The sequence below is a fragment of the Corynebacterium sp. MSK032 genome, assembly GCF_030232065.1.
GTDB lineage: Bacteria > Actinomycetota > Actinomycetes > Mycobacteriales > Mycobacteriaceae > Corynebacterium > Corynebacterium jeikeium_D.
Genome location: NZ_JASPJR010000001.1, coordinates 11,295 through 24,201 on the forward strand (window position 1 = coordinate 11,295; position 12,907 = coordinate 24,201).

10 protein-coding genes are annotated in these 12,907 nt (G+C 58.9%); 4 read left to right on the plus strand and 6 right to left on the minus strand.

The window, feature by feature from the left end:
* Nucleotides 1-105: 105 nt before the first annotated feature.
* The gene (locus QP995_RS00065) at nucleotides 106-1,845 is read right to left on the minus strand and encodes an ABC-ATPase domain-containing protein (protein WP_151011430.1); all 1,740 of its coding nucleotides are present in this window, start codon (nucleotides 1,843-1,845) and stop codon (nucleotides 106-108) included.
* A gap of 142 nt (nucleotides 1,846-1,987) precedes the next feature.
* Between QP995_RS00065 and QP995_RS00070 the strand changes: the two genes are divergently transcribed.
* Nucleotides 1,988-3,307, plus strand: a complete 1,320-nt coding sequence (locus QP995_RS00070; RefSeq protein ID WP_224783798.1) for an MFS transporter — start codon at nucleotides 1,988-1,990, stop codon at nucleotides 3,305-3,307.
* On the opposite strand, the gene QP995_RS00075 is transcribed toward QP995_RS00070, so the two are convergent.
* Nucleotides 3,304-4,338, minus strand: a complete 1,035-nt coding sequence (locus QP995_RS00075; protein ID WP_016422338.1) for an NADP-dependent oxidoreductase — start codon at nucleotides 4,336-4,338, stop codon at nucleotides 3,304-3,306. The genes QP995_RS00070 and QP995_RS00075 overlap by 4 nt on opposite strands.
* A gap of 59 nt (nucleotides 4,339-4,397) precedes the next feature.
* Nucleotides 4,398-4,994, minus strand: a complete 597-nt coding sequence (locus tag QP995_RS00080; protein WP_049172644.1) for an HD domain-containing protein — start codon at nucleotides 4,992-4,994, stop codon at nucleotides 4,398-4,400.
* A 57-nt stretch (nucleotides 4,995-5,051) separates the two neighbouring features.
* Here QP995_RS00080 and QP995_RS00085 point away from each other — a divergent pair, with 57 nt between their 5' ends.
* The 3 genes from QP995_RS00085 to QP995_RS00095 all read left to right on the plus strand — a co-directional run bounded on the left by QP995_RS00085 (nucleotide 5,052) and on the right by QP995_RS00095 (nucleotide 8,206).
* Complete coding sequence (locus QP995_RS00085; protein ID WP_016422340.1) at nucleotides 5,052-6,146, plus strand: trimeric intracellular cation channel family protein; 1,095 nt, start codon at nucleotides 5,052-5,054, stop codon at nucleotides 6,144-6,146.
* A 15-nt stretch (nucleotides 6,147-6,161) separates the two neighbouring features.
* On the plus strand, nucleotides 6,162-7,457 hold the full coding sequence (locus QP995_RS00090; protein WP_284852777.1) for an alpha/beta fold hydrolase: 1,296 nt from the start codon (nucleotides 6,162-6,164) through the stop codon (nucleotides 7,455-7,457).
* Nucleotides 7,458-7,561: 104 nt separating this feature from the next.
* The gene (locus QP995_RS00095; RefSeq protein ID WP_070605505.1) at nucleotides 7,562-8,206 is read left to right on the plus strand and encodes a class I SAM-dependent methyltransferase; all 645 of its coding nucleotides are present in this window, start codon (nucleotides 7,562-7,564) and stop codon (nucleotides 8,204-8,206) included.
* A gap of 7 nt (nucleotides 8,207-8,213) precedes the next feature.
* Here QP995_RS00095 and QP995_RS00100 read toward each other — a convergent pair whose 3' ends face one another.
* From QP995_RS00100 to QP995_RS00110, 3 genes are all read right to left on the minus strand, one after another.
* Complete coding sequence (locus QP995_RS00100; protein ID WP_284852778.1) at nucleotides 8,214-10,040, minus strand: amino acid ABC transporter ATP-binding/permease protein; 1,827 nt, start codon at nucleotides 10,038-10,040, stop codon at nucleotides 8,214-8,216.
* Nucleotide 10,041: 1 nt separating this feature from the next.
* Nucleotides 10,042-11,760, minus strand: coding sequence for an ATP-binding cassette domain-containing protein (locus QP995_RS00105; protein ID WP_284852779.1), 1,719 nt, complete (start codon nucleotides 11,758-11,760; stop codon nucleotides 10,042-10,044).
* A 117-nt stretch (nucleotides 11,761-11,877) separates the two neighbouring features.
* On the minus strand, nucleotides 11,878-12,903 hold the full coding sequence (locus tag QP995_RS00110; RefSeq protein WP_070439421.1) for an ABC transporter substrate-binding protein: 1,026 nt from the start codon (nucleotides 12,901-12,903) through the stop codon (nucleotides 11,878-11,880).
* Nucleotides 12,904-12,907: the final 4 nt, after the last annotated feature.

Here is a 12,907-nt window from a genome sequence, read left to right on the forward strand (position 1 = left end):
GACGCCGCGTCAAGGTCAAGACCTGACGCCGAAATCCGTCGAGGAAGTTAGCTGGGGCAGCCGCAGGGGAGGGAGCGGGGCCGGGGTCCGCCAATCTTCGAGGCTCTACCGCAAGAGCCGAAGCCGATTGATTGCCGCTGCGACCTCCTGGACGCGAGGCTCGGCCAGATGACCAGAGTTGGTGAACTCAGCTGTCACATCGAAGAGTGAATGACAAAAGTTGTCGTACTCGCGCTGGATTAGGTCGGTGAGGTCAGTACGCCCATCGAGCTGCTTTACGACGGCGCCCAGAATCCGGGCAATTGCTTCTGTTTGGGAGGAGTCCATCAATTGGCTGACAGCGCGCAAATCAAGATTGTCCTTGCCCACCTGAATCAGCTCTAGACCACGAGCACGCGGTGGCTTAGGTGGTTTCGCACCGCCACCGCGCCCACCGCGACCGCCGCCGCGGCCGCCATGCCCACCACGGCCACCACCGGCGGGGAAGTCAGCCTGCAGAAAACGCTCACCGATCTGCGCAAAAGCAGGCGAAGGCTCGGCCGGAGTAGCCGATTCGCGGAGCTCACGGGCGCGCTTGGTGACGTCGTAAGGCGTGTACGCATCCATAGCAATCACGGTGTCCGCGACATCGATGAATGCACCAGAACCACCAGCGACGATGACCGTGGAGATTCCGTGGTTTTCCCAGAGCTCGCGGACCCGTGCGACCAGTGGAGTAATCGGCTCGCGGTCATCGGGGATGAGGCGGCGCATGCGCTCATCGCGAATCATAAAGTTGGTCGCGGAGGTGTCCTCATCGATGAGCAGCACTCGCGCACCGGAACCTAGCGCCTCCATCAGGCCCGCAGCTTGCGACGTCGACCCCGATGCATTCGCGGTGGAAAATCGAGTCGTGTCATCACCGGAGGGAAGGCCGTTGATAAACGGCGAGATATCCACACCAGTGATGGCTCGGCCGTCCTCGGCACGCAGCGCAACCGCAGTCTCGTCGGCGACTACAAACTCGCGGCCATCGCCAGCGACATGGTTATAAACACCCGTGACCAGGGAAGACAACAACGTGGACTTGCCGTGATAACCGCCACCAACAATCAACGTCACGCCCCGCGGAATACCCATGCCGTGCACGGTTTTGCCCGACGGCAGCTGAAAACTGTGCTGCAGCGATTCCGGCGAGGTAAACGCAGTCGCGCCGGGCTTCGGAAGCTGGCTATTGCCCGCCTGACGAGGCAACACCGCACTGTCTGCCACAAACCCAATCAGGTCCGCGTCCGCCACTGCACGGCGCAAAAAGAGCTGGTCATACTCCAATTCCGCGGCTGCCTCGAGCGCATCGATGGGTGCGTTCACGATGGCGTCGTCAAGCGCGTCAAACAGATCCTCACAGATCAAGCGCGCCGCCTCACGCCCGAGAATGCGTCGGCCGCGGGCGGGCAGTTGGATTTCTAGGCTGATCTGGAGGGCATCGTCATGCTTATCGACGTCGTGCGCATCCGCACGGAGCTCAGCGACAGCTGCTCGGCGCAAGACCTGCTGACCTGGAGAATCAATGAATAGTCCGCGACCATACTTCTTCAAAGCGCGCACGAGGCGGCGGTTCAACAAATCGAGCTCCGCCGTGCTGAACCTACCGGGCTGTGACCGGGAGGCGCCGCGATAGTCCAGTACGGACAGCGGAATGTGGACGCGTGCCCGCGATGCCGGGGCGTAGGGGTCGGATTGAACCTTGTCGATAAATAGCGTCGCGTCCAGGTCTGGCAGCTCGTGGGAGCCACGAAGAGATTTGTATGCACCGTAGCTCTTGCCATCGAGGTTGGAGAGACGTCGATAAAGGTCAGCGGGCATATTTCTACTTTCGTTGAAGATGTTAGATGTTCTTCCCGCGAGTGTAGTGGCTGAGGGGACAAGCGCGATTCGGTCTTTGACTGGCCTGGGCAGACAGCCACGTGCGGTAGCGCCGTTGCTACAGGCAGGTAGCGTAAAAGGTATGACTGATAGCTCGGAAGCTGCCAAACCCGCAGGGGAGAACCCAGAGTCGGTGCAAAAACACGCCAGCGCCAACGCCAAGCGCTACGTTTGGGCGCACGGTTTGCAGAATATCGGCGATCAAATCGTTGCGGCAAAGACGCTGTTGCCATGGTTACTTCATTCGGCTGGAGCGCCGGGCTTCTTCATCGCCATGCTTGTGCCGGTGCGTGAGTCTGGTTCGATGCTTCCGCAGGCAGCGCTGACACCGTGGGTAAAGTCTCGCCCGCGCCGCACAACCGTCTGGATCGCTGGTGCTTTGGGGCAAGCCATCGCAGCAGCGCTGATTGGTCTGGCGGCGTTGTTCCTGGAAGGCACCGCGCTCGGCGTCGCTGTCATCGTCGCGCTTGCAGGCTTTGCGACGGCACGAGCTCTGTGCTCGATGGCCTCGAAGGATGTTCAGGGCCGCACGATTCCGAAGGGACAGCGCGGGCAGATTAGTGGCCGAGCTGCGATGTTGGGCGGTGTCGCCGCAATTATTGTCGGTGCGGTGTTGTGGATCATCCGCGACAACGTCACCAAACCAATCGTGGCGGGCCTCATTTTTGTTGCGGCACTGTCGTGGGTGGTTGCGGTTGTGATTTTCCGGGGAATTGTTGAGCCCACCAACGAGGGGGACAAGGAAGAACCGAATAAAACCTGGTGGAAGGACACCTGGCGGCTCTTTGCAGAGGATAAAAACTTTCGTGACTTTGTGATTGTCCGAAGCCTCTTGCTGGTCACAGCACTGTCCACGTCGTTCATTGTGACCCTAAGTGCACAGGTGGGTGCTGACCTGGAAGCCGCTGATGGTGGTGGCGGGGGAGTAAGCGCCAACGTTGGTATCTTCATGCTCGCCGCCGGGTTCGCCTCTTTGGTTGGTGGAAAAGTCGCGGGAATCTGGTCGGATAAATCCTCGAAGAAGGTCCTGACCTACTCTTCGCTGGTCGGCTCGATTGTTCTTTTCCTGCTGGTCGCCAGTGCGCACTGGCTTTCCACCAGTGCCAATGCCTGGATTTTCCCACTCGGTTTCTTCGCAATGTCGGTCGTCCACGCGGGTGTTCGCGTGGCTCGTTCGACCTATGTTGTGGACATGGCAGAAGGCGACAAGCGCACCGAGTACGTCGGAGCGGCCAACACCATCATGGGTGTCGTCCTGCTCATCGTCGGTGCGCTTTCGGGTGTTATCGCCAGCTTCGGCCCTGCGGCAGCTTTAATCTTCCTGGCACTAATGGGACTGGTTGGTGTCGCTATGTCGAGCAGGCTGAAGGAAGTCTCGGCGCCCCACAAGACAGTTATTTAGAACTCTACGACCATCTTGCCGGTATTGCCTCCGCTAAACAGCTCGAGGAATGCAGCTGGCATGTTCTCGATGCCGTGACGAGTGGTGACATCGTAGGCGACCTTGCCACTGACCACGAGCGGAGCCATTCGCTCCTGGAATTCACCTGCCAGGTGCAGGTACTTTCCCAAGACGAAGCCGCGCAGAGTAATGCACTTGCCAATCGCTAGAGCCAAGTTACGTGGTCCGGTCGGAGCTCCAGTGTTGTTGTACTGGGAGATTGCGCCACACATAGCGACACGGCCAAAGGTGCGCATCGCGCCGATGGCTGCCTCGAGATGGTCGCCACCGACGTTGTCGAAGTAGAAGTCGATGCCCTCCGGCGCTGCCTGTGCCAGCTGTTCTGCAACCGGGCCGTCGTTGTAGTTGAAGGCGGCATCAAAGCCGAGTTCGAGTAGGCGCTCAACCTTTTCGTCCGAGCCGGCGGAACCAATGACACGGGATGCGCCCATCTGCTTGGCAAACTGACCAGCAGCCGAGCCGACCGCACCAGCAGCGCCAGAGATAAAGACGACGTCGCCTTCCTTCATCTCTCCGACAGCAGTCAGGCCAACGTAAGCAGTAAGGCCAGTAAGACCAAGGATGCCCAGGTAGGCAGCAGCCGGTGCAACGTTCAGGTCAACCGGTGTTGCCTCGGAATCGGCAATAACAGCATTGGTCTGCCAGCCATAAGAGTGGCGGACAGCGTCGCCAACCTGGAACTTATCCGACTTGGACGCAAGGACAGTGCCCACAGCGCCGCCAGTCATTGGCTGGTCAAGCTGAAAAGGAGGAACGTACGACTTGGTGTCGTTCATACGGCCACGCATGTAGGGATCGACGGTAGCGACCGAGTTGGCTACCAAAATGTCGCCGTCGTTAAGCTCTGGCAAATCGACGGTCTCGAGGCGGAAATTCTCGTCAGTCGGCAGGCCAGTCGGGCGGGAAGCCAGAACCCACTGCTGAGTGGTAGTGGGCAGTTCGGTTGTGGACGATGCATCGGTGGAAGTCACTATTATTCTCCTGTTGCGCGTTCCCGGATTTATTGTCGGTTTAATTGTTGACTCGCAGGTTACGCCTCTTGTACCCAGGAATCGAGGCGCTCAATAAGAACGCCCAGGTCCGCTAGCAAAGGCAAGTCGGGCAGTCGTTCGGCAATCACGTTGCGGACGCTTGTGTACCACCACAGTTGCTGGCTCGGAGTTGAACGAAAGCGTTCCCACAGAGCGTGGCCATCGCGGTCTAAATCCTCCAGAGTCTGGCTGAGATTGTGGAACTTATCCGCAGCGGCCACGATGACAGATTCCTCGCTGCCATGAGAAAGCTGCTCCAGGTAGGCATCGGCACGCTCCTGCCACGAGGGCAGGGAAGAGTCTTTGGTGACGCCCTCGACGATCTCAACCACGCGAGGCCCGAACTCATCTTCCATCTCGGCACGTGAGTAGTTTTCCGGCACGTCTTCCAAAATGTCGTGGAAGAGGGCTGCCAACAGCACGTCTTCGTCGTTAGTCACGCTCGCCGCAATCAACATCACCGACATCGGATGGCTGATATAGGGAACGCCCGAGCCCTTTCGGTAGTGCCCATCGTGCGCGCGAGAGGCGATAGCGATGCCGCGCATGAGCCTGTCGCTAGGGCGTGCCGAAGCAAAGGTGTCAGCGTTTTCCATGGGTATCCCGACCTTTCGTTGATGCTTGAAAAATAGCAGCGTCTAAGCTTGAACATCATGAACGTCGCAGAAGTAGATCCGCTCATCGAGTCGATGTACCGGTGGTCCGATGTCAGTGGTGTCCTGCTCATGGGCATCATTGGTGGCACCATCGCCCGGCAACGAGGCTACGACATCATCGGGTTCTTCTTTATTGCGCTGTTCTCCGCACTGGGCGGCGGCATGATTCGCGATGTTCTGATTAACCAGGGCACCGTCGCCGCAATGAGCCAGCCGGAGTACCTAATCCTGGCGTTTACTGGTGCGCTCATTGCGCGATTTTTCTATTTCAAAGGAAAGACCTGGGAATACGTTCAGGTCCACGGTGACGCTGTGGTCTCGGGACTCTGGGCAGCTACGGGAACGGTCAAAGGCGTCACGTATGGTCTGCCCATTCTGCCGTGCATCATGATGGGCGTTTTCACCGCCACTGGTGGTTCCATGATCCGCGACATTGTGACCGGGCGAGTACCCGCTGTTTTCGGCGGCAACCAGCCCACGGTCATCCCGGCCGTGGCTTGCGCGGTCATTGTCATCGGAGGCCACCATTTGGGATTTATGGCCGTGTCCATGGTCATTGGTCCTATCGTCAGCATCCTGCTTTCGCTGCTGGGGTACTGGGGTAATTGGCGAGTGTCGGCACACTCGGAGTGGGCGCCACTGAACGACACCGCGGCGCAGATTGCGGTCCTCGCACGTCGAGCAGAGGGCAAGAGCCGCGAGGTTGGTCGACGTTTCGAGCCCGCACGCCTCCGCAGCTGGCGTCACCGACAGATGGAAAAAGCGCTGCAGCGTCGCATTCAGGCTGAGGTTGATAGGGGAGTGTCGCGTTCCGACGCCGAGGCCAACGCGGAGGAATTCCTGGAGGAGTTCAATGCGGACTTCCCAGCGGATCTGCACATGCCGACGGCGCAGCAGGAGACAGTGCAGGATGACAGCGACGAATCCGATTTCGGTGTGGACCTATCCGGTGATTCCTATGATGACTACGGAGAAGATACGGCACTGCGGCAGCGGGAATACCGGGAGATGTTGGATCAAATTCTTGCGGACGATGAGGCGACCGATTTACTCGTCGCAAAGCTGATGAAGAAATACGAGCAGCGGGATTAGAGGAGCGGCAGAGACATGGCATCGACGAGTACTGCAAGCAGGCATTTTGGGTACATTATTAAGGAACACACCGTTGAGGTGCCCTGGGATCCTTTTACCGAAGCTGCGAATGCCGCGACATTTGAGCTTTTCGCCAGGGAAATCTATGCGCCAGGAAATGAGGATGCGCCGGCAATTGTCTATTTGCAGGGCGGCCCGGGATTTCCGGCACCGCGTCCGGTAGGTGCCAGCGGAGTAATCGGTGAGGCGCTGAAGGAATTCCGCGTCATCCTGCTGGATCAGCGCGGCACTGGGCGCTCGCATCGATTTGATGTGGCCAATATTGCAGATGTTCCGGCCGAGCGGCTTGCCCAATTGCGTCAGGAATACATCGTCGAAGACGCGGAAGCATTGCGAAAGCATTTGGGCATTGCCAAATGGTCACTGTATGGCCAGTCCTTTGGCGGGTTTTGTATTACTTCGTATCTCAGCCGCTATCCGGAATCCGTGGAGCACGCTTATCTCACAGGCGGTTTACCTGTTCTGGACCGTGGTGCTGACGACCTTTATCGCACGACGTATGCGAAGCTGCGCACCCGTCACGAGCGTTTTTATCGCGAGTATCCGTGGGCCGAAAACCGAATTCGAGAAATCTGCGCGCACCTCGAGCAATCTGCAGAAACTCTCCCCACCGGTGAGCGACTGAGTTCTCGCCGATTCCGCACCATCGGAATTGAATTAGGCCGCGGAGATGGATTCCACAATCTGGCGTATTTGTTGGAAGAGCCATTCCACATTCGCAATGGCGAAAAGCAATTGCGCACCGATTTTCTGGCCGATGTAGGGACCCGCGTGAGTTTCGCCGACGGTCCGCTATACGCCGCGATTCATGAATCCATTTATGGTGGCGTCGGGAACCAGCCCACAACTAATTGGGCAGCTCACCGTATTCGCGAGGAAATCCCAGGTTTTGAAGAAAAAGCCAATCCTGCAGGAGACGAGCCGTTTTATCTCACCGGTGAGCACGTTTTCCCCTGGCAATTCGACGAGGACCCCGCGCTCGTTCCTTTCAAGGAAAAGGCGGAAGCATTTGCGCAGCACACCTGGGAAAGCTCGCCGTATGATTCCGCACGCTTGCTTGCCGACGCCCCGACCTCGGCAGCCGCGGTTTACCTCGACGATATTTTCGTGCCGTTCGAGTACTCCATGGAGACAGCCAACTGCTACCGGGACCTGCGGCCACATGTGACCAATGCATTCCAGCATGACGGCATTCGCCACGATGGTGCGGCAATCTTTGCCCGGCTCCGCGAGCTCGTCGAGGATCACTAGGATGCCAGTTTGCCGGTGGAGATTCTCTCCCCGTAGAACTTCAAACCTCCGCAGAACCTCATGTAGTCCAGCATTGCCTCTCGGTGCCGTCTATCCTGGTGAGCATGTCGACAGCAGAGTTCTGGGATGGGAAATTCACCGCAGATCGCGAGGCCGCAAGTGACGGTTCGCGCTCTTTCTTTGGCGGCGAACCGAATCCGACAATCGCGCAGCATGTTGAGGTAATCTGGAAAGGTTTCTCCGACCCCTCACGTGCGCTCGACCTAGGCTGTGGCCGTGGCCGTCACACGGTGTGGTTAGCCAGCCAGGGCTGGGATGTCACCGGCATGGATTTCTCCAGCGTCGGGCTCGAACATACTGGAGCCGCGTTGGCAGCTGAAGGGCTCTCTGCGAACCTGGTCCAGCAAGACTTAACAGACTGGCAGCCGGAAGCAGGAAGCTTTGAGCTGGTAGTCGCCGCATTTATTCACCTGCCGCGCAGGGACAGGGAGAACCTCTGGCGAGCCGTCGCTGAGGCTCTCACTCCGGGTGGCTACTTTGTCTCAGTCTCACACCATCCGGACAACGAAGTCCACGGCCCGGGAGACCCCGAGCTGCTCTACAGCGCGGATGAGGTCACTGATTTCTTTGCGCACGAGCCGCAGAGTCTCGAAGCGGTGGTGGCGCAGCGTGACGTCGTCAAGCAAATCGATGGCAAGAACGTTGTCGACACCGTGGTGGTGCTGCGGAAGACCTGCGCGGAGAGCTAGAAGGAGCCTAGACCTCGGCGCGCGCAAGTCGAGCAAATGCGCCGTCTGCGTTGAGGAGGTTGTCATACGTGCCGCGTTCGATGAGCTGGCCGTTTTCGATGACCAGGATGTCATCGGCCTCGGCCAGTGTCTGAAGTCGGTGCGCAATAAAGATGCAGGTCGCTCCACATGCGCGGGCATTGTCTACGATACGAGCCTGCGTCAGTGGATCCTGGTGGCTGGTGGCTTCGTCGAAAATAACAATCTTTCCGGCGAGGTGTGCAGCGAGGTCATTGGGCTTAGTGCCGTCGGCTAGTACCGCGCGTAAGTAGGTGCGGGCCAGCGCCAGACGTTGACGCTGACCACCGCTGAGCCGCTGCGCGCGGCGGCCAATGGGCCTGTCCAGCGGCATCTCAGCAGGGTTGATGGCGGCGAGTTCGAGCGCCCAGTGCATCAGTGATTCGGGAACCTCGCAGCCATCAGGCGCGCCGAGACATAGATTCTCAGCGATGGTGGCCTCCATGAGAAAGGGATTCTGATCTGCGACAACAACCGTTCGGCAGACATTGGTTGAGCCGAGGTCACGGGCATTGTGGCCATTGATGATGACCTCGCCGACATCCGGATCGACATGCCGCTGGATTAGCCGGGAGAGTGTGGACTTGCCCGAACCAGTTGGGCCGACCACACCGATGAACTGGCCTGAGGCAATGCGCAGATTGATCTTGGTCAGTGCAGGGTTATCGGCGCCAGGGTAGCGGTAGCTGACATCGCTCAGTTCGAGGGCAGGGACTGAGTCGCCGGAGTTGGCCCTCGCGGTCTGCGCGTGGTGCAGGTCCAGCGACTCCGGCTGCTTCGGCTCTTCCACAGTCGGCGGCTGCGCGGCCAGCTCCCTGATCCGAGTGACTGCATTGAGTCCCGCTGGCAGAGAAGATGCCAGGCGCTCGATCGAATCCATTGATGAAGCAGTTCCCGCCACCAGGGACGTCGTCACCAAAACAGCAGGGAGCATACGGTAGTCGGCTGAAAGCGCCGGGATACCAGCACAAAAGACGGCAATGCTGCCACCCCAAATCCGAAGTCCGGTCGCGCCAGAGCGCAGTCCAGCCCGCTTGCCGCCTGCACGCATTTTCTGAGCAAGCTGTTCATCGAGCTCACGCAATCCCCGCAGCCGCTGCTCGGCTGCGCCGTAGATGAGGATTTCCTCCCGAAGGCGCAGCGTATCGGCAATGTACTGCGCAATGTCCGTGCGTGTGGAGTTCGTTGCGGAAGCCTCCGTCGTCGCCTTCTTAGAGCCTGCGAGCGCAATCACAAAGCCAACCGCGAAGGTCAGCGTCAGAGCAATCGCAGGCAGGGCTCCGGCAGTCGATGCCGCTGTCACGACCGCCATCAGCGGAATCAGTACGGCCGTCACCGCGGGCGCAATTGTGTGCGCGAAGAAGACTTCCACTCGGTCAACATCACGAATCGCAATTGTGTGAATCCTGGCAGTACCCAGCCCATCGGTTACCACGGGCGCCTGCGGGATAAGACGCTCGACGATCCACAGCCGCAGCTCGCCGAGCAGCCGAAACGCAGCCAGATGCCCGAGGTACTGCTCGACATACCGCAGAATCGCTTTCAACAGCGCCAGCCCTGCAACCACGCCAATGACCGCCCACGTCCACTGCATGCTCAAGCTTTGCGACGAGTCGGTTGCGTCCCACTTCGACAGCGCAATTGTGGCAATTGCCCAGGCGGGCACAGCCAGCATCAATGCACCCAGAATGTGCCCAGCCACGCGTGCGAGGATAGATGCACTGAGCGCTCCGCGAGCCTGTGCGGAAAAGCGCAGCAACCAGATGATGTTGTTCATGTCAGCTCTCCTCGGTCAGCGCTCGTGCGTAATACTCATTGCTTGTGCTCAGTTGGTCGGGTTTGCCCGCAGCCACGATCCGGCCTTCGGCGACGACAATGACCAGATCAACGTCCGATAGCGCTTCCATGCGGTGAGCGACCATGATGCTCGTTCGTCCTTCAGCAAGGCGGGTCAAGGACTCCTTGATGAGACCTTCCGTCCGACGATCGATGTCCGCTGTCGGCTCGTCGAGAAGCACAATCGGAGCGGCGCCGAGCAGACCACGCGCAATGGCCAGGCGGCGTCGTTGCCCGCCTGAGAGCCAATTGCCCTGATCGCCGACCTCCGAATCGAGACCACCAGGGCGCTGCTCGATTTCAGCGAGTAAGTGCACGTCGCGAAGTGCTTTTCGCATATCGACGGCCGTTGCGTCCGGGCATGCGATGCGAAGATTGTCCGCGACGGTGGTGCCGAAAATGGCTGGCTGCTGGGAGATGAGCAGCGAGTTGGCGAGCAACTCCGGGGTCGAAAGCGCGTGGCCGTCAAGGCAGACTTCCCCGGAATGCGGCTGTAGGCCTGCGAGTACACGCAGGAGTGTGCTCTTTCCGGAACCGCTGGGGCCAACGATGCCGACTCTGCTGCCGGCTGGAATTGTCAGGTTGATATCGGAGAGAATGCGCTTTTCGCCGATGTCAACGCTCACATCGCGGAGGGAAATCTCCGGTGCGTGCGGTGCGGAGGCTTTGGCGGAATGCGCTGTTCCGGTTGTGAACGCTTTAGCGGCAGGCTCACCGAATACCTCCACTATTCCGTTTCGATGCGTGCGCCCGCCGAGTCCGATGTAGAAAGTGCGGCCGACGCGATTGACGGGCTCGTAGAGCAGAACGGATAGGAAAACACCTGCGAGGGCCGTGCCCACGCTGATTGCATCTGCCTGCAAACGCAGCAAGACAAGACCGATTGCGGTCGTCGACATTGCAATACCAAAAACCGCGTCGTTGACAATAATCATCAGCTGATTGCGGGCGAGTAGGGCGGTGAGCTCAGACATCGCAGTGCGAGTTTGGCTGGCAAAACGTGCCATGACTCGATCAATTGCTCCAAGAACTTTGAATGTTCCCAGCCCTTCGAGCATCTCCAAGTAGGCATGCGTGGCCTTCGCTTGCTTTCGGCGATACGTCGCATTGGATTTCCGCAGAATCTTTCCCGCACCAATAATGATCAGCGGCGTGGAAATGAAAAATAGTGCCAGCCACAAGGCGGTTTTCGTATCCACCCACAAAGCCCAGACCGCCAAAATGATCAGTGGAGCACTAAACGAGGCCAACGTGGGAGCGAGAAATGTCGCTCGGTAGTTCGCGGTCTGTTCGACGCTTGTGGTCGCGGCATCGAAGAGTAGGCCTTCGCCAGTGTTGGACGCGCTTCGGTGTGAGTGACCGGATTTCCCGCCACCGTGCCCTCTTCCATGCGCGTGCTTCGGGGCTTGTTCAGGAGCGGAAAACTCCGGCTTCAGCACACTGCCAACCACATGTGAGCGCCACAGCTTTTCCTGCTCGCCAGCAAGCCGTGGTGGCAATGCCTCGGTGACATAAGCACAGAGGCTTCCCAAAATGACCGCCACAATTGCAGCGGACAGGGATTCATGAAGTCCCCACTGCCCAAACCAGTTGCCGCCACTGGTGTCTGCGACACCGCCGTACAAACTGCTGAGAGCATCGAGCGTGTATCCAAGAGACACGGCGCTGAGAGCGAAGAAAAAGCTGCGCCCCCAGCTGGATAACAAAACCCAGTGCATTCCGCGGGGTGGGGAAGTCAGTGCTTCATGAATCCACATAGCGACGTGAAAACCTATTTTCTATTTAGCCAGTGCGTCAGCGATCTCACGCAGTCCATCGGGCATGTGCATTCCGGCGGTGCCAGAGGTCGTCTTCGCATCAATTAGTTGCACTCGATCATTCTTGACCGCAGCGACGTCGGCAAGCGCCGGGTTATCCAGCAACTCCTGGAATGGAGCCTTGCCCTGGCCGTGGAAATCCTGAATCAGAATGACATCCGGATTCAGCTGCACAATTGTCTCCGGATCAGCGGGAACGGCACCCGGACGCTTGCCCTTTGGCGAGATCGGCTCGCCACCGGCCAGCTCAACGAGATTCGTCGTCGCCGACTGCATGCCCATAATCATCTTCTGACCACCGCGGGCAAACAGGACCAGCGTCTTTGGCTTAGTTGTGGAATCAATTTCCGAGAGAATCTCTTCGGTTTCCGATTCAATCTTGGCAACCATTTCAGCCGCCTTATCTTCGGCTCCGAGCAACTTGCCGAGTTTGGTCACCGACTCTGCCAGCGCCTTCGGCGAGGCGAAATCACTGCTGGCAAACGCCGCGGTCGGAACATCGCTGGCACCCAGCAGCTCACTTGCCGACTGCTCCTGATCATGGCGGCTGGTCATCAACACCATGTCCGGCTCATAGGACAGAATCTGCTCCGGATCCGGCTTCGTGGAGTTGGCAATCGCGTTAGGCACCTGACGCGCCAGCTCAACCTGATTACCCGAGCTCTCATCGAGCGCATTCTTCGTCACGGCTACGACACGCTCTGGCCCAACCAGTTCCAACGCCAGATCCGCAACCTCGGTCGACAGTGCAACGATGCGCTTCGGCTGACTCTGCACCGTAACGTCGTGGTCACCGACGGTCACAGTACGCGGCCACTGCGCCTGCTGGTTTGTCGAAGTTTCGCTTGACGACGACTGCTGCGCCGTCTCCTCCGAGGAAGAACAAGCGACCACCGCAGCGAGGGGGAGTGCTGCAATCAACGGCAGAGTGACGGCCTTTTTAGAGTTTCGCTTCAAGGCAGAGATAGGAGAAGTTGGTGAAAACACGAAA